The organism is Ruegeria sp. CDSA089, from assembly GCF_059612205.1.
In genome coordinates, this window is the sequence record NZ_JBXWQD010000001.1 from 294,471 (window position 1) to 311,665 (window position 17,195).

18 protein-coding genes are annotated in these 17,195 nt (G+C 59.4%); 11 read left to right on the forward strand and 7 right to left on the reverse strand.

The window, feature by feature from the left end; all coding sequences use genetic code 11:
• Window positions 1-61: 61 nt before the first annotated feature.
• From AC2FJ6_RS01495 to lexA, 6 genes are all read left to right on the forward strand, one after another.
• Window positions 62-643 carry an anthranilate synthase component II gene (locus AC2FJ6_RS01495; protein ID WP_170774219.1) on the forward strand — a complete coding sequence of 194 codons (582 nt, stop codon included), beginning with the start codon at window positions 62-64 and terminating at the stop codon, window positions 641-643.
• Window positions 640-1,659, forward strand: a complete 1,020-nt coding sequence (gene trpD / locus AC2FJ6_RS01500; protein ID WP_170774220.1) for an anthranilate phosphoribosyltransferase — start codon at window positions 640-642, stop codon at window positions 1,657-1,659. The genes AC2FJ6_RS01495 and trpD overlap by 4 nt, the downstream gene beginning before the upstream one ends.
• On the forward strand, window positions 1,656-2,468 hold the full coding sequence (gene trpC, locus AC2FJ6_RS01505; protein WP_170774222.1) for an indole-3-glycerol phosphate synthase TrpC: 813 nt from the start codon (window positions 1,656-1,658) through the stop codon (window positions 2,466-2,468). The genes trpD and trpC overlap by 4 nt, the downstream gene beginning before the upstream one ends.
• The gene (gene moaC / locus AC2FJ6_RS01510; RefSeq protein WP_170774224.1) at window positions 2,468-2,941 is read left to right on the forward strand and encodes a cyclic pyranopterin monophosphate synthase MoaC; all 474 of its coding nucleotides are present in this window, start codon (window positions 2,468-2,470) and stop codon (window positions 2,939-2,941) included. The genes trpC and moaC overlap by 1 nt, the downstream gene beginning before the upstream one ends.
• Window positions 2,938-4,110, forward strand: coding sequence for a molybdopterin molybdotransferase MoeA (locus AC2FJ6_RS01515; protein WP_170774226.1), 1,173 nt, complete (start codon window positions 2,938-2,940; stop codon window positions 4,108-4,110). Before moaC ends, AC2FJ6_RS01515 begins: the two co-directional genes overlap by 4 nt.
• A gap of 75 nt (window positions 4,111-4,185) precedes the next feature.
• Window positions 4,186-4,884, forward strand: a complete 699-nt coding sequence (gene lexA / locus AC2FJ6_RS01520; protein WP_170774228.1) for a transcriptional repressor LexA — start codon at window positions 4,186-4,188, stop codon at window positions 4,882-4,884.
• On the opposite strand, the gene AC2FJ6_RS01525 is transcribed toward lexA, so the two are convergent.
• Window positions 4,878-6,911 carry a ComEC/Rec2 family competence protein gene (locus AC2FJ6_RS01525; RefSeq protein ID WP_170774230.1) on the reverse strand — a complete coding sequence of 678 codons (2,034 nt, stop codon included), beginning with the start codon at window positions 6,909-6,911 and terminating at the stop codon, window positions 4,878-4,880. The two genes, lexA and AC2FJ6_RS01525, sit on opposite strands and share 7 nt — an antisense overlap.
• Window positions 6,912-6,989: 78 nt before the next feature.
• On the opposite strand from AC2FJ6_RS01525, the gene gltX reads away from it, so the two are divergent.
• Both gltX and gltA read left to right on the forward strand, forming a co-directional pair.
• Window positions 6,990-8,390 (forward strand): glutamate--tRNA ligase, encoded by a 1,401-nt coding sequence (gene gltX / locus AC2FJ6_RS01530; protein ID WP_170774614.1) that lies wholly within the window; start codon window positions 6,990-6,992, stop codon window positions 8,388-8,390.
• A 121-nt stretch (window positions 8,391-8,511) separates the two neighbouring features.
• On the forward strand, window positions 8,512-9,807 hold the full coding sequence (gene gltA / locus AC2FJ6_RS01535; RefSeq protein ID WP_170774233.1) for a citrate synthase: 1,296 nt from the start codon (window positions 8,512-8,514) through the stop codon (window positions 9,805-9,807).
• 92 nt (window positions 9,808-9,899) lie between these two features.
• Here the strand turns inward: gltA and AC2FJ6_RS01540 are convergent, their stop codons facing one another.
• Both AC2FJ6_RS01540 and AC2FJ6_RS01545 read right to left on the reverse strand, forming a co-directional pair.
• A complete protein-coding gene (locus AC2FJ6_RS01540) occupies window positions 9,900-10,175 on the reverse strand; it encodes a hypothetical protein (protein WP_170774235.1) in 276 nt (91 codons plus the stop codon).
• A 157-nt stretch (window positions 10,176-10,332) separates the two neighbouring features.
• Window positions 10,333-11,397: a PA0069 family radical SAM protein gene (locus AC2FJ6_RS01545; RefSeq protein WP_170774237.1), complete on the reverse strand. Its 1,065-nt coding sequence runs from the start codon at window positions 11,395-11,397 to the stop codon at window positions 10,333-10,335.
• A gap of 302 nt (window positions 11,398-11,699) precedes the next feature.
• On the opposite strand from AC2FJ6_RS01545, the gene AC2FJ6_RS01550 reads away from it, so the two are divergent.
• Both AC2FJ6_RS01550 and AC2FJ6_RS01555 read left to right on the forward strand, forming a co-directional pair.
• Window positions 11,700-12,398 (forward strand): corrinoid protein, encoded by a 699-nt coding sequence (locus AC2FJ6_RS01550; protein ID WP_170774239.1) that lies wholly within the window; start codon window positions 11,700-11,702, stop codon window positions 12,396-12,398.
• Window positions 12,399-12,479: 81 nt separating this feature from the next.
• Entirely contained in the window at window positions 12,480-13,139 is a 660-nt protein-coding gene (locus AC2FJ6_RS01555) for a DUF1638 domain-containing protein (protein WP_170774241.1), read from the forward strand.
• A gap of 6 nt (window positions 13,140-13,145) precedes the next feature.
• Here AC2FJ6_RS01555 and AC2FJ6_RS01560 read toward each other — a convergent pair whose 3' ends face one another.
• A complete protein-coding gene (locus tag AC2FJ6_RS01560) occupies window positions 13,146-13,556 on the reverse strand; it encodes a SufE family protein (protein WP_170788651.1) in 411 nt (136 codons plus the stop codon).
• Window positions 13,557-13,694: 138 nt separating this feature from the next.
• On the opposite strand from AC2FJ6_RS01560, the gene AC2FJ6_RS01565 reads away from it, so the two are divergent.
• A complete protein-coding gene (locus AC2FJ6_RS01565) occupies window positions 13,695-14,225 on the forward strand; it encodes a hypothetical protein (protein WP_170774245.1) in 531 nt (176 codons plus the stop codon).
• A gap of 5 nt (window positions 14,226-14,230) precedes the next feature.
• Here the strand turns inward: AC2FJ6_RS01565 and rnd are convergent, their stop codons facing one another.
• The 3 genes from rnd to purM form a co-directional block, all read right to left on the reverse strand.
• The gene (gene rnd, locus AC2FJ6_RS01570; RefSeq protein WP_170774247.1) at window positions 14,231-15,388 is read right to left on the reverse strand and encodes a ribonuclease D; all 1,158 of its coding nucleotides are present in this window, start codon (window positions 15,386-15,388) and stop codon (window positions 14,231-14,233) included.
• Between the two features lie 119 nt (window positions 15,389-15,507).
• Window positions 15,508-16,104 (reverse strand): phosphoribosylglycinamide formyltransferase, encoded by a 597-nt coding sequence (purN, locus tag AC2FJ6_RS01575; protein ID WP_170774249.1) that lies wholly within the window; start codon window positions 16,102-16,104, stop codon window positions 15,508-15,510.
• Complete coding sequence (gene purM / locus AC2FJ6_RS01580) at window positions 16,101-17,147, reverse strand: phosphoribosylformylglycinamidine cyclo-ligase (RefSeq protein ID WP_170774251.1); 1,047 nt, start codon at window positions 17,145-17,147, stop codon at window positions 16,101-16,103. Before purM ends, purN begins: the two co-directional genes overlap by 4 nt.
• Window positions 17,148-17,195: the final 48 nt, after the last annotated feature.

Consider the following 17,195-nt stretch of genomic DNA (forward strand, 5'->3'; position numbering starts at 1 on the left):
TATATCGCGGCTCGGGGCTGCATCGCCAGTCCGAAATGCCCAATCTAAGACAAGTGCTCACATGCTGCTGCTGATCGACAACTACGACTCGTTTACCTACAACCTCGTCCACTATTTAGGCGAACTTGGGGCCGAAACGGTGATCCGGCGCAACGACGCTTTGGATGTGCAAGAAGCGATGGCCATGAACCCCGCGGGCATCCTGCTCAGCCCTGGCCCCTGTGACCCTGATCAGGCCGGCATCTGCCTGGCCCTGACCCAAGCTGCGGCAGAAACCCAGACACCGCTGATGGGTGTGTGCCTTGGACATCAGACAATCGGTCAGGCTTTTGGTGGCGACGTCATCCGCTGTCACGAGATCGTCCACGGCAAGATGGGCACCATGCACCATACAAGCAAAGGTCTGTTCGCAGGGCTGCCATCGCCGTTTGAGGCGACGCGCTATCACTCGCTGGTTGTGGACCGTAACACCCTGCCCGACTGCCTTGAAATCACGGCAGAATTGGAGGACGGCACCATCATGGGTCTGCAACATAAAGAATTGCCCATTCATGGCGTTCAGTTCCACCCAGAATCCATCGCATCCGAGCACGGCCACGCCCTGCTCAAAAATTTCTTGTCCGAGATGAAAGTTCCCGCATGAGCGACGCTCTGAAACCGCTGATCGGGGCCGCCGCCGACCGGCCCCTGACCCGCGCCGAGGCTGAACAGGCCTTTGGCATTCTGTTTGACGGTGCTGCCACGCCCAGCCAGATCGGTGGGCTGCTGATGGCCATGCGCACCCGGGGCGAAACAGTCGAGGAATACGCCGCCGCCGCCGCTGTCATGCGCGCCAAATGCAACGCAGTCCAAGCGCCCGAGGGCGCGATGGACATCGTCGGCACTGGCGGAGACGGCAAAGGCACTCTGAACATCTCGACCGCAACCGCTTTTGTGGTTGCCGGCGCCGGGGTGACAGTAGCTAAGCACGGAAACCGCAACCTCAGCTCGAAATCCGGGGCCGCTGACGCGCTGGGGCAGCTGGGGATCAACGTTATGGTCGGCCCGGAAACCGTTGAAAAGGCGCTGCAAGAGGCCGGGATCGGGTTCATGATGGCCCCGATGCACCACCCGGCGATCGCCCATGTCATGCCGACACGGCAAGAGCTTGGGACTCGCACGATCTTCAATATTCTTGGCCCGCTGACCAACCCCGCAGGCGTCAAACGGCAACTGACCGGCGCGTTTAGCCGCGATCTGATCCGCCCGATGGCTGAGACTTTGGGTCTGCTGGGCGCCGACCGCGCCTGGTTGGTACATGGATCCGACGGAACGGATGAGTTGACCATCACCGGCGTAAGCTGGGTTGCCGCGCTAGAGGATGGACGCGTCAAAGAGGTCGAATTGCACCCCGAGGACGCTGGCCTGCCGGTTCACCCTTTCGAGGACATCTTGGGTGGCACCCCCGAAGAAAACGCGGTTGCGTTCCGGGCGTTGCTGGACGGCCAGCCCTCGGCCTATCGGGATGCGGTTTTGCTGAATGCCGCAGCCGCGCTGGTGGTTGCGGATGCAGCCTCGGACCTCAAGGAAGGGGTTGCCAAGGCAGCCGAGAGCATCGATAGCGGAAACGCGAAAGACAAAATTGCCATTGTGGCCCGTATTACTCAGGAGGCCGCATGACCGGGACGGTACTGGATAAAATCAAAGCCTACAAGCTTGAGGAAGTTGCATCAGATAAGACGTATAAATCGCTGGAAACGCTCGAAGAAGAAGCGCGAGAAGCCGGTGAGACACGCGGGTTTACTGCAGCCATTCAAACCGCTGCCCGCACAGGGTATGGCCTGATTGCAGAGATCAAGAAAGCCAGCCCATCCAAGGGCCTGATCCGTCCCGATTTTGACCCACCCGCCTTGGCCAAAGCCTATGCGGAGGGTGGGGCCACTTGTCTGTCCGTATTGACCGACACACCCAGCTTTCAGGGCAACAAACCGTTCCTAACAGCTGCGCGTGCCGCCTGTTCGCTGCCTGCACTGCGCAAGGATTTCATGTATGACCCCTATCAGGTGGTCGAAGCGCGTGCACTGGGGGCAGATTGTATCCTTATCATCATGGCCTCAGTCGAGGACGCTCAGGCCGCAGAGTTGGAACAGACCGCTTTCGACTGGGGCATGGACGTTCTGATCGAGGTGCATGACGAGGAAGAGCTTGAGCGTGCGACCGGCCTTAAAAGCCCTCTGATCGGGATAAACAACCGCAATCTCAAGACGTTCGAGACAACTCTTGATACCACCCGTCGCTTGTCAAAACTGGTGCCTGGCGATCGCACTATTGTCTGCGAAAGCGGTCTAAGCACCCCCGACGACCTTTCAGATATGGCCCGCTATGGAGCGCGCAGTTTCCTGATCGGCGAAAGCCTGATGCGTCAAGACGACGTCGCCTCGGCTACGCGCCACCTGCTGGCCAATCCTCTCATCCCCGGAGTGATGTGATGCCCCTAACTCATTTCGATGCACAGGGTCAGGCGCATATGGTCGACGTGTCCGAAAAGGCGGTTACAGACCGGGTCGCCGTTGCTGCCGGACACATTAAAATGGCGCAGGAAACCTTTGATTTGATATCAGAAGGCCGGGCAAAGAAGGGCGATGTTCTGGGCGTGGCCCGACTGGCCGGAATCATGGGCGCCAAGAAAACGCCGGACCTTATCCCACTATGTCACCCGCTGCCTGTCACCAAGGTCGCGGTTGAACTGACGTTGGACCCGGACTTGCCCGGTGTGCAGATTGAGGCGACCGTCAAGACCTCGGGCCAGACGGGCGTCGAGATGGAAGCGTTGACGGCCGCCTCGACCGCCGCCTTGACCGTCTATGACATGACCAAGGCTGTGGACAAAGCGATGGAGATCGGCGGCATTCGCGTATTGCTGAAAGATGGTGGTAAATCAGGGCGATACGAGGCGTCATGATCTCAGTCGAAGACGCCCGCGCGCTGCTGTTCAAGCTGGTTTCGCCCCTGCCCTCCAAAACCGTTTCCTTGGCCGACTCTGCAGGCCGGTGCCTCGCCGCTGACGTCGTTGCCACACGGGATCAACCACCCTTTGCGGCCTCGTCGATGGATGGTTACGCGGTCAAAGCCGCAGAGGTCGAACTGCACGCCATGTTCAAGGTCGTCGGCGAAGCAGCAGCTGGGCGGCGGTTTCAAGGCACAGTGGGTCCGGGACAAGCCGTGCGCATCTTTACCGGCGCACCCGTTCCTGACGGAGCCGATTTCGTCGTGATCCAAGAGGACACAGACCGACGCGACGATCTGTTAACCATCACCGACGAGCCGGGGGAAAAGACCAACATCCGCCCCGCCGGGGTCGACTTCAAAAGCGGCACAAAAATAAGCGCACCCAGACAGTTGCGACCCGAAGATGTTGCGCTGATGGCCGCAATGAACATCGCGGAAGTACCCGTTACGCGAAAACCAGTCGTCGCGCTGATCTCGACCGGAGACGAATTGGTCTTGCCGGGCGAGATCCCCGGACCAGATCAAATCATCGCGTCCAATACATTCGGCCTGAAGGCACTGCTAGAGAAGACCGGAGCACATGTGCGAGTCCTGCCGATAGCGTGCGACACGCAATCGTCTCTGGAAACCGCGTTTGGTTTGGCTGAAGGGGCCGATCTGGTCGTGACGATCGGTGGCGCATCGGTCGGTGATTACGACTTGGTCTCTGATGTCTCAAGCAATTTGGGGATGGACCGCGCCTTCTACAAAATCCGGATGCGTCCCGGGAAGCCTCTGATGGCCGGACGATTAGGGCAAAGCGCGATGATTGGGCTGCCGGGAAATCCTGTGAGTGCAATGGTTTGCGGCTATCTCTTCCTTGTTCCGATGATCCGCCGGATGTTGGGAATTGAAGAGGTTCTTCAACCCTTCCGCACTGCAAAACTGGCGGCCGACATCAGCCAGAACGGGCCACGTGAACACTACATGCGCGCCGTTTTGGACCATGAAGGCATCCGCGCCTGCGATGATCAGGACAGTTCGCTGCTAAGCGTTCTAGCACAAGCCAACGCCCTGTTAGTGCGCCCGCCCGATGACCCTGCGCGCTCGGCTGGGGACGAGGTTCAGTACCTGCCGATCTGATGCGCCAAAACCATTGACACAAAACGTGAACATGCGTAGAACAAAAGAAAACGCATGACCGACGAGGTGTGAGCAATGCTGACCAAGAAGCAGTTGGATTTGTTGGAATTCATCCACAAACGCGTTCAAGCGGATGGTGTTCCCCCCAGTTTTGACGAGATGAAGGCGGCGCTGGACCTGCGGTCCAAGTCCGGCATCCACAGATTGATCACCGCGCTCGAGGAACGCGGCTTTATTCGTCGCCTCGCCCACCGCGCCCGTGCGATTGAGATTGTGAAACTGCCCGAAAGCCTTGGGGGTGAGCCTACGGCCGCATTCAAGCCGCGTGTGATCGAAGGCGACAGGCCCGATGGCCCGCGCCCAGCCAATTTTGACCCCGTGACCGTTGACGCAATGGAATTGCCCGTCATGGGTCGCATCGCCGCCGGTGTCCCGATTGAGGCGATCAGCCATGTCTCGCACCGTGTTGCAGTGCCGGGCACAATGGTCTCTGGCAAGGGTGAGCATTACGCGCTTGAGGTGCGGGGTGATTCCATGATCGACGCCGGAATCAATGACGGGGACGTCGTGGTGATCCGAGAAACCTCGGTCGCGGATAATGGCGATATCGTCGTGGCGCTGGTCGAAGATCAGGAAGCCACGCTAAAGCGGTTTTTCCGGCGTGGGCATGCGATTGCGCTTGAGGCCGCGAACCCCGCCTACGAAACCCGAGTGCTGTCCGAGGACAAGGTCAAGGTACAAGGCCGGTTGGTCGGCCTGATCCGAAGCTACTGAGCCCGTTTGTCGCCGCGTGTTTTCGGAGACCACAGCCGGTCTCCGACAATCTTTCGGCTGGTCATGACCTTACTTCCAGACAGGGCAAGACTGCCGGTTTGTAACAGCCGCGCAGGATCATAGAGATCACAGTCCCCCTTCAGATCAACCTCCACGGCAGCAATCACGATCTGGTTCGACGTGCAGTCCCCAAAACCCGAGGCTGCTCGTTTTCCCGTCAGGTGAATCAGCTCTTTCCCGCGCCATGAATACCGCTGGATCGCACTCGGTTCAGGCCAACGCGCCGCGGCATTGGGCTGCCCCACCCCGTCCCCATCGTTTTCCAGCCAGACCGTCGCAATAAATCCGCTGCCTTTTTCCTTGCTCAGCGCGCGGCCTTGATCGGTCATGACGCCCACCAGCCCGCCTGAATCAGCAATCAGAACCTCGGGGCGTTGGCCTTGCCCCCACAGCAAAAAGGCAGCCGCCACGGCGCTGACCCCCAGCCATCTTGAACGCCCTTGCCAAAGGGCGATCCACAACGCTCCACATGCACAGAGAGGCAGCACGTAACCGGGCGGGCTTGCGACATGACCAACGGCGCCCTCCAACCCCGAGACCCGTTCGGACACCAGCAATATCCACTCCAGCCCCAGCCCCATCACCCCCAGCGCCAGTGAGTCCAGCCCGAAGGGGGCCAGCAAGGCCGCAACCACCGCGGCTGGCACCACAACCATGCCCATAACCGGCACGGACAGCATGTTTGCCACCAGCCCATAGTGCGACATCGTGTTGAAATGCGCAGCACCGATCGGCGCCGTCGCCAGCCCGGCAATGGCAGAGGACAGGAACAGCCCAGCTACTGGTTTCAACCATTTGGGTCCGGGTAGCTGGCCGACATCGCGCAATTGGCCGAAGACGGCCACCAAAGCGGTGGTGGCAGCAAAGGACATCTGAAAACCGGGGATCAACAGCGATTCCGGCCTCAGAATCAATACGATCAGCGCGGCAACGGCCACAGCGCGCAACGAGATGGCCCGACGGTCGATCAGTACCGCCCCCAGCATGACGCTGGCCATGACAAAGGCACGCTCGGTCGCAACGCTACCGCCTGACAGCATCAGATAGACCGTCGCCGCTATCAGCGCCCCGATCGCGGCCAGTTTGCGCACAGGCCATCTGAGCGCCAAGACGGGCACTGCTGACAGGCCGATACGGAGCGCAAGATACACAAAGCCCGTCAACAGCCCCATATGCAGGCCCGAAATGGCCAGAAGATGCGCCAGGTTGGATGCACGCAGGGACTCCAACGTGCTCTGACCCATACCGCTGCGATCTCCGGTGGTGACGGCTGCGGCGAAACCTCCGACCTCACCAGGCAGGATGGATCGGACATGCCCGGATATCGCCATACGCCACGCTGTGATCTGCACCCCTTCGGGATTTGCTGCGGCAATCGTCAGGACCGGTACGCGTGTATATCCCACCGCGCCGAGGCTTTGAAACCATGCATGGCGGCGAAAGTCGAAACCACCGGGCTCCACCGGACCTTGCGGTGGCGACAGATGCCCTGTGGTCATGATGCGCTGCCCCGGTTCGATCTGCGCCACTGGGCCATGTAGCGAGAGCCGGACGCGCTGCGGCCGACGATCCTTGGGCACATCCCCTATCCGCACCCGATCCAATGTCACCCGCAGCGCATCCGACGCAGAGCGGTCAATGGCGACGACCCGCCCCTCGACCGGGCCATAGTATCGCCACGACAAAACCGGCTCTGCCACCGTATGGGCGCGGATACCGGCCAGTATGAACCCGACCGCGATCAGCGCCCCCCCGATTGCCAACGAGGCCCAGCCGGATCGTGCCTTGCGGGCTAACCCCCAAGCCGCAAGAACGACCGCGCCGAGACAGACGTAGACTTGCCAAGCCGGTTCGAACCGGAGCGAGAAATACAGACCGATCCCCATCGCCAGACACACAGGAGACCATGGAAACAGGTACCCGGTCTGGTTCAGCAATGCGGCTTCGACCCGGGCCAGAACACGCATGGTTGCCCCCGTCCCTCAGCCTCGTTAGACAGGCGCCAAACTATGCCCGACACGGTTACCAAAAGGTTAATCCACACAATGTCCGATCAGGTCGTCACCCGTTTCGCCCCCTCGCCCACCGGTTTTCTACATATCGGCGGCGCGCGCACCGCGCTGTTTAATTGGCTTTATGCCCGTGGCCGCGGTGGCAAGTTCCTGCTGCGGATCGAGGACACCGACCGCGAGCGCTCGACCCCCGAGGCGACGGCAGCCATCCTGCAAGGTATGGCGTGGCTGGGTCTGGACCATGATGGCAATGTAATCAGCCAGTTCGAGGGCGCGGCGCGTCATGCCGAAGTGGCCAACCAGCTGCTGGCCGAGGGCAAGGCGTATAAATGCTTTGCCACCCAAGATGAAATCGCCGCCTTCCGCGAACAAGCGAAGGCCGAGGGCAAATCGACCCTGTACCGCAGCCCCTGGCGCGACGCCGACGCCGCGACCCATCCAGACGCACCTTTTGTGGTCCGCATCAAGGCCCCGCAGGACGGCGCGACCGTGATCCGCGATCAGGTTCAGGGGGACGTGACCATCCGCAATGATCAGTTGGATGACATGATCCTGCTGCGCTCGGACGGGACACCGGTTTATATGCTGGCCGTGGTGGTGGACGATCACGATATGGGTGTGACCCACGTGATCCGGGGCGACGACCACCTGAACAACGCAGCGCGTCAGATGATGATCTATCAGGCCATGGGCTGGGACGTTCCGGTCTGGGCCCATATCCCGCTTATCCATGGGCCCGACGGCAAGAAACTGTCGAAACGCCACGGCGCGTTGGGCGCTCAGGAGTATCAGGCCATGGGCTATCCTGCGGCCGGCATGCGCAACTATCTGGCGCGTCTGGGCTGGAGTCACGGCGATGACGAGTTTTTCACCGACGCACAGGCGAAGGAATGGTTCGATCTGGACGGGATCGGCAAAAGCCCGGCCCGGTTCGATCTGAAAAAGCTAGAAAATCTGTGCGGGCAACATATCGCTATCTCGGACGATGCTGCACTGCGGCAGGAAATCGAAACTTACCTTGATGCGGCCCAATTGCCAGCGCTAACCGATACACAATCGAGTGATCTAGAACGTGCGATGTATTGCCTCAAGGATCGGGCCCGCACCTTCCCGGAACTGCTTGAAAAGGCCCATTTTGCCCTGACTTCCCGCCCCATCCAACCAGATGAGAAAGCGGCCAAGGCGCTGGCATCAGTATCCGATGGTATACTGAATGAATTGACGCCGCAGTTGCAAAATGTTAGCTGGTCGCGGAGCGAACTGGAGGAAGCCTTGAATTCCTTTGCGGAAGCCAAGGGCGTCAAGTTCGGCAAGCTGGCGGGGCCGTTGCGCGCCGTCCTGGCGGGTCGGGCCGTAACTCCTTCGGTTTTTGACATGATGCTTGTGCTGGGCCAGGAGGAAACTCTGGCGCGGCTATCTGATGCAGCGAACTAAACCCGATCTTCACATTTGGGTAACGCTGCTCCGCTAACACCCGGACTGCGCGCGTGCGCGCATCCGTTGCCCGCAGGATCGGACAGCGTTCCGTTTTGCGCAAGATTGAGGAAGGGAAAATATGACCGACAGCAACAAATCAGCCACTCTTACCGTGCATGGCGAAACATATGAGCTGCCGATTCATTCGCCGACTGCCGGGCCTGATGTAATCGATATCCGCAAGCTGTACGGCACTGCGGGTGTGTTCACCTATGACCCCGGCTTCACCTCGACCGCCAGCTGTGACAGCACAATCACTTATATTGATGGCGAAAAAGGTGAACTGCTGCACCGTGGCTATCCGATTGACCAGCTGGCAGGCAAATCCCACTTCCTCGAGGTTTGCTACCTGCTGCTGTACGGAGAGCTGCCGACCGCGCCCGTTCTGGAAAAATTCGAATCCACCATCACGCGTCACACCATGCTGCACGAGCAGATGCAGTATTTCTACCGTGGATTCCGTCGCGATGCGCACCCGATGGCGATCATGGTTGGTGTCGTCGGCGCAATGTCGGCCTTCTATCACGATTCAACCGATATCTCGGACCCTCATCAGCGCGAGGTTGCCTCGCATCGCCTGATCGCCAAGATGCCGACCATCGCGGCCTGGGCATACAAATATCACACCGGTCAGCCTTTCGTATATCCGCGAAACGATCTGGACTATGCGTCGAACTTTCTGCGCATGTGCTTTAGCGTCCCGGCCGAGGAATATGAGGTGAACCCGATCCTCAGCCGCGCGATGGACCGCATCTTTACTCTCCACGCCGATCACGAGCAGAACGCCTCGACCTCGACCGTGCGTCTGGCCTCAAGCTCGGGTGCCAACCCGTTTGCCTGTATTGCGGCTGGCATCGCCTGCCTGTGGGGCCCTGCCCATGGTGGTGCGAACCAGGCATGTCTGGAGATGCTGGAAGAAATTGGCTCGGTCGAAAACATCCCCGAATACATCGCCCGCGCCAAGGACAAAAACGATCCGTTCCGTCTGATGGGCTTTGGCCACCGCGTCTACAAGAACTTTGACCCGCGCGCCAAGGTGATGAAACAGTCCGCCGACGAAGTGCTGGATCTGCTGGGTATCGAAGACAACCCGAAGCTGCAGGTTGCCAAGGCGTTGGAAAAGCAGGCTCTGGAAGATCCGTATTTTGCCGAGAAAAAGCTGTTCCCGAACGTGGACTTCTATTCGGGCATCATCCTCGAGGCGATGGGCTTCCCGACCTCGATGTTCACGCCGATCTTTGCCCTGTCGCGCACCGTGGGCTGGGTCAGCCAGTGGAAAGAGATGATCGCCGATCCGCAGAACAAGATCGGTCGTCCGCGTCAGCTGTATCTGGGCGAGACCACCCGCGACTACGTCGATATCGAAAACCGCTGATATACCCTATCGACAAAGTAAAACCCCGCTACCTGGCGGGGTTTTTCAATTTGACAGCACCCGCTCAGTGGGCGAAATCGGGACGTTTCCACCTATTTCGGCATGACCTTTCTCAGCGCTTTGATCGCGTCGTCCATTTTCTTTTTCGCATCACCGACCTTTTTGTGCAGCGCGCCGATTTTGGCCGCAACTTTGGACAGCTCTATCGTCGCCGGGCCCATCGCCGAGACATTGCCGCCCTTGATGATGTCATTGTATTTCGACAGGTCCTTGTTGGCCTTATCCAATTCTTGTTGTGATTTATGATAGACCGCCGTTGCGGCTTGCATCTTCTTCGCGGCTGCTTCGATTTCCTTGGGGGTACCCATATTTTCCTCCTCAATAGTAACCTCAGCCTCTGGAGATATAGGGGCAGCCACGAGATATCTAGGCGTGTTTCACCGTATGGCCAAAACTTAATATTCCCGTAAAAACAGGCGTCTAAAGGCCTATGTTTCGCCTCAGAAAAACCACGACCTTTTGGGTTCAAAACAGAGCGAGCTGATCGCCCGGCTGCGCTGGCCTGGCGAACAGGTCGCTCCGCAGAGGCGGCATGTATGTCGCAAGGCCAAGCCGTTTTACAGCCAAAGCAAATCGCTTTGCGATCAACCCGGCATACTCGCCCTCACCGCGCATCCGGTGGCCCCAGCGCGGGTCGTAGTCCCGACCGCCATGCATCTCGCGCAGTTTGGACATGACCTTTTCCGCGCGTGCGGGTTCGTGGTCGTGCAACCACTCTTGCCACAAGGTGGTCACCTCCCGCGGAAGACGCAGCATGATCCAGCTTGCCGCATCCGCACCTGCGTCCCGGCCAGCCTCCAGCAGCGCCTCCAATTCATGATCGGTCAGGCCCGGAACCAGGGGTGAGGTCATGACCCGCACTGGCACCCCTGCCCCGGTCAACCGGTGAATGGCCGCCAGACGGCGGTTCGGTGACGGCGCGCGTGGCTCCATCCGGCGGGACAGATCGGCGTCCAGAGTGGTCAGCGAAATTCCAACCCGCACCAATCCGTCCTGCGCCATCTCTGCCAGGATATCCAGATCGCGTTCGATCAGGGCCCCTTTGGTAACGATCCCAATAGGATGCCGGAAGTCCCGCAATACGGACAGACATTCCCGCGTGATCCTCAAATCCCGCTCAATCGGTTGATACGGGTCCGTATTTGTCCCCAGCGCAATGGTTGCCACCTTGTAACGCGGCGATGAAAGCTCTTTACGCAAGACAGCAGCCGCATTAGGCCGCGCGATCAGGCGGGTTTCAAAATCCAACCCCGGAGACAGCCCGAGATAGGCATGAGACGGGCGGGCAAAGCAGTAGACGCAGCCGTGCTCACACCCCCGATACGGGTTGATCGAGCGGTCAAACGGCAGATCGGGCGACCGGTTATAGGTGATAAGACTGCGCGCGACTTCTGTTCGCACTTCGGTGCGCAGGGGCAGCAGATCTTCCTCAAGCTCCCACCCATCCGTGCAGGTCACGGTCTCGAATTGTTCGAACCGGCCTGCTGCGTTGGTTGCGACACCGCGGGCTCGGACATGCGGTCGCGACATATTTTGTTTCCCTTTTGTTCTCACTCTCAAATTAGGCTCGAACCGCCGAAATCGCAAGGCCTGGTTACCATCCCGCAAGAGTTTTCAAACCTTTGCACCGCCCCTCGATTTGACTGAAACCTGAAACCAATTCAGGATGATCTTGCGGGAAATGACGTCGAGTTGATTGAGATTTTGCCGTATAGGTCGGTCTCGGAACCGCCAAGGTCGCAATCGTAACAGTCTGGATGCGACGTTTTGGCCAAAACGGAAAAAATGCCACCAACGGGCGCTATGCCCGCACAGCCCTAGGGAAACGCCCCATGTCCGATGAAGAAGACATCGTCCTGTCCGAACTGAACGACGACGAACTTGTCGAACAGATGTTCGACGACCTGTACGACGGTCTGAAAGAAGAGATTGAAGAAGGTGTGAACATCCTGCTGGAACGCGGATGGACCCCTTACGACATCCTGACCAAGGCGCTGGTTGGCGGTATGACCATCGTGGGCCACGACTTCCGCGACGGCATCCTGTTTGTTCCCGAAGTTCTGCTGGCCGCAAATGCGATGAAGGGCGGCATGGCCATCCTGAAGCCGCTGCTGGCCGAAACCGGCGCACCCCGCGTCGGCAAAATGGTGATCGGAACCGTGAAGGGCGACATCCACGACATCGGCAAGAACCTGGTGTCCATGATGATGGAAGGCGCCGGCTTCGAGGTGGTCGATATCGGCATCAACAACCCGGTCGAGAACTATCTGGAAGCGCTGGAAACCGAAAAGCCCGATATTCTGGGCATGTCGGCCCTGCTGACCACGACCATGCCCTACATGAAGGTTGTGATCGACACGATGGTTGAGCAAGGCCTGCGCGAAGAATACATCGTTCTGGTCGGCGGCGCGCCCCTCAACGAAGAGTTCGGCAAAGCGATCGGCGCCGACGGCTATTGCCGTGACGCAGCCGTCGCCGTGGAAATGGCAAAGGACTTCGTCTCGCGCAAGCATAACCAGCTGGCGGGTTGATCGGACCTACACTCCGAATTCAAGGCCGTCCGGCAACCGGGCGGCTTTTTTTATTCAACACCCAAGGCCCATGGGGGTGACATGACACAGGAACGGGTTCCCGATGACAGCAGCCTGACCACGGATGGCTATCAAAGCCACTCGGAACAAGGGCGTATCCTTTTGCTGGCTTGCGGCGCACTGGCCCGCGAGATTCTGGACCTCAAGAAGCGCAACGGCTGGGATCACATGGCCCTGACCTGCCTGCCCGCCATCCTGCACGTCCACCCCGAACGGATCACACAGGCCGTGCAAGAAGCGGTGGCCAAGCACCGCGACCAATATGACGCGGTCTATGTGGTCTATGCCGATTGCGGCACCGGTGGCCTGCTGCAAAAAGCATGCGCCGAGTTAGACGTCGAAATGATCAAAGGCCCGCATTGCTATTCCTTTTTCGAAGGCAATGACATCTTTGATGCACGGGGCGAGGATGAAACGACCGCCTTTTACCTGACCGATTTCCTGGCTCGGCAATTCGATGCCTTCGTCTGGAAACCTCTGGGCCTCGACCGCCACCCCGAGCTGCGGGATATGTATTTCGGCAATTACACCAAACTGGTCTATCAAGCCCAGACCGACGACCCTGCTTTGACCGCGCGCGCCAAGGACTGCGCCGACCGCATGGGGCTGACGTTCGAGCGGCGCTTTACCGGCTATGGAGATCTGGAGACGACACTGGCGGATTGGGCCAAGCGCGGCTAAGGCCCGTCAGGCGTTTTCCTGCGCCACCTCGCGGATGCGCTCGATCATAGCACGCAAACCGTTGGACCGTTGTGCTGACAGGTGATCGTTCAAGCCCAGTCGCGCCAGCTCTCCGCCTGCGTCTACCTTGGGCACATCAGCGACGGGCAGACCGTTGTACAAAGACCGCAACACCGCAATCAGGCCCCGCACGATCAGCGCATCGCTATCCCCATCGAAGTGAAAAACGCCACCTTCGATCACTGGGTGCAGCCAGACTTGGCTGGCGCAGCCATGCACCTTTGTGGCAGGCACTTTCAGGGCATCTTCCAGCGGCTCCATTGCCTTGCCCTGCTCAATCACATGGCGGTACCGGTCTTCCCAGTCCTCCAGAAACTCGAAATCCTCGACGATTTCTTCAAAGGCAGGCGTTGCCATAGTGCGACGGTCCTTTCATTGCATTCACATTCGTGACCTATGCCGCCGACCCCGGCCTGTCCAGACCCGGTTTGGGTTTTCAAAGCAAGGAATTTGCGCTAGGCCAGTGCGGGAAATACCGCTCAGAGCTTTGGATCCATGCAAAAAACACTGTCTGTTCTTCTGGTCGCTACACTTACCTTGTCGGCTTGCAGCGGGTGGCGCGACTCGCGCGCGAATCCAAGCAACTGGTTTGGGTCCAGCACATCGACGCCTGCACCGACCGAAACAGCGGCCTACGACCCAAATGCGCTGGTGCCCCAACAGCGCGAGCGCGTAAGGCTGTTTGGACGCCCGGAACCCGAGGACAACAGCGTACCCATCGCGCGCATTGACCAGTTGCGCATTGATCCCACACCCGGCGGCGCGATCATCTTCGTATCCGGAACGGCCGCGCGGCAAGGCGCGTTTGGAGCCCAGCTTGTCCCTGTTGAGAGCGAAGAAAACGCGAAGAACGGCGTTTTGGAGTACACGTTCCGCGTCAGCTACCCAAGCTATGCGACCAATCAGGGGACAGATCGTTCGCGCAAAGTGACGGACGCCACCAACGTGACACAGGATGATCTGGCTAATATCCGGCTAGTGCGGGTCATAGGTCAGCAAAACGCGCTGGAATCGCGGCGTCGATAAGCCTCTTACAAAGCCACGACTTTGACGGTCTGGCCTTGTGCAGCCAGGGCAATCTTACCCTCGCACAGCTTCAGGGCATCTTCACCGAACACTTCGAAACGCCAACCCGACATCGCTGGCAAATCTCGCTCGCCCGAGGCTATCTGATCCAGTTCTGAGCTGGTTGCGATCAGCTTGGCCGCCACGCCCGAGCTTTCGGTCTTGGATTTTAGCAACACGCGCAGCAGATCGGCGAGGGCTGGATTAACCTTTAGTTTGTCGCGGCTGTTATCCACACGCGGCATCTGTTCGGGAGGGCAGTTCACACCCTTTTTGACAGCCGCCAGAATACCTTCGGCAATCGCGCCCTTGCGCGCTTCGCGCAGCAGAAGGCGCGATCCGCCCAGATCAGAAGGCGACTTGGGCTTGGTCGAGGCCAGCTCGATCAGCGCGTCATCCTTGAACACCCGGCTGCGCGGGACATTGTTTTGCTGCGCATAGGCCTCGCGGAAATGCGCCAGTTCCCGGACGACTGCCAGAAACTTGGCCGAGTTCGTGCGGGTCTTGACCCGCTTCCACGCGTCTTCCGGGCGAATGTCATAGGTATCTGAATGGGTGAGCGTCCGCAGTTCTTCAGCCACCCAATGGCTGCGCTGGGTCTTTTTCAATTCTTTCGCGAGATGCTCATAGATCTGCCGCAGATGAGTCACATCAGCCAAAGCATAGGTCTTTTGCGCATCAGACAGCGGACGGCGCGACCAGTCGGTAAAGCGCGAGGTCTTGTCCACCCCCTGTTTGCAGATCTTGCGCACCAAGGTTTCATACCCGACCTGCTCACCAAACCCGCAGACCATCGCAGCAACCTGCGTGTCAAACAGAGGCGTGGGAAAGACATTTGCTTCGACCCAGAAAATCTCAAGGTCCTGACGAGCGGCGTGAAACACCTTGACCACGCCCTCGTTTCTGAACAGGTCGTATAGTGGTTCCAGCGACAGACCCTCGGCCAGAGGATCGACCAGCACCGCGCTGTCTTCACCCGAGGATGGGACGGCAAGCTGAACCAGACAGAGTTTCGAATAGTACGTGCGCTCGCGCAGGAATTCGGTGTCTATTGTCACATAGTCATGGCTTGCGGCGGCCTCGCAGAAATCGGCCAGCTCTTGCGTCGTTGTCAGGGTCTTCATGCGCGGTCGTGTTCTTGCTCTTGTTCTTCTTGGTGACTGCCCGTCGCTTTCATACCGATCCGAGCGCTTGTGCAGACCATAGGCCGAATAACACGGGCGTGTAAATCACCCTGCACAGATCATGGCAGCAACACTGGTGTCCGATCACCGCTCGCATAACGTCGAAGCACAGCGGGATAGAGCTTGTGTTCGCAAACCAGCACACGCGCGGCCAAAGCTTCGGGCGTATCGTTAGCGTCAATCTGCACACGGGCCTGACCCAGGATCGGGCCGTCATCCAGTGCCGCCGTCACCTCATGCACCGAGCATCCGTGTTCGGCATCGCCTGCCTCGATCGCGCGGGCATGGGTGTTCAGACCCTTGTATTTCGGCAACAGTGAAGGGTGGATGTTCAGCATCCGGCCCTGAAACCGCGATACGAAATCACCGGTCAGAACACGCATGAATCCCGCCAAACAGACAATATCGGGCCCCGCGGCCTCGAGCGGTTTCAGCAGCTCCGCCTCGAACGCAGCGCGGTCACCTTTGAACGGGCGATGATCTATTGCCGCAGTTGGAATGCCCCGCTCGGCGGCCTTTTTCAAACCGCCCGCTTCCGGATCGTTGGCCAGAACCAGGCAGGGTCGCGCGGGATGATCTCCGGCCATGGAATCAACCAGCGACACCATGTTGGACCCCCCGCCCGAGATCAGGATGGCGACGCGCTTGTGACTCACAGCAGTTTGCCAGAGTAAGCCACGCCGGGCGCGTCAGTGACAGTGCCAATACGCGAGACAGTTTCGCCGGCTTCGACCAGCAGAGCAGCCAGATCATCGGCGCGGTCTTCGGCACAGACGACGATCATGCCAATGCCACAGTTAAAGGTTTTGAGCATCTCGGCTTCGGCAATCCCGCCGGTCTCGGCCATCCAACGGAAGACGGGCGGCAAATCCCAAGCGTTCAAGTCGATCTGAGCGCCCAACCCCTCGGGCAGGACACGCGGCAAGTTTTCGGTCAGGCCTCCGCCGGTAATATGGGCCAGCGCGTGAACGCCCCCTGCCCGGATCGCTTGCAGCGCCTGTTTGACATAAAGACGCGTGGGCGTCAGCAGTGCCTCGCCCAGCGTACCGTCGCTAAACGGCGACTCGGCGTCCCATCCCAGCCCAGAAATCTCGACCAGTTTGCGCACCAGAGAGTAGCCGTTGGAATGCACCCCGTTCGAGGCCAGCCCCAGCAGCACATCCCCCTGCTGCACACCTGCGGGCAGATGCGCGCCACGCTCCATCGCGCCGACCGAGAACCCTGCCAGATCGAAATCACCATCAGGGTACATGCCGGGCATTTCTGCCGTCTCACCACCGATCAGGGCGCAGCCAGACTGCACGCAACCTTCAGCAATGCCTTCAATGATCCGAGCGGCCGTGTCGGTGTCCAGCTTGCCGGTGGCGAAATAGTCGAGGAAAAACAGCGGTTCAGCGCCTTGACAAATCAGGTCGTTGACGCACATGGCCACCAGATCAATGCCCACACCGTCAACCACGCCGGTATCAATGGCGATGCGAAGCTTGGTGCCCACGCCATCGGTCGCGCCGACTAGAATCGGGTCGGTGTAGCCTGCGTCCCTGAGATCGAACAGAGCACCAAATCCGCCCAACCCGCTCATCACACCGGAACGGTTGGTCCGCTTGGCCGCAGGCTTGATCCGGTCAACTAGAGCGTTGCCTGCATCAATATCAACACCCGCGTCCGCATAGGTGATTCCGTTCTTGCCCGCTGTCATGGCCAACCCCTCATGAATGGTTCCCGCGCGGGTTAGTCGATTGTGGAA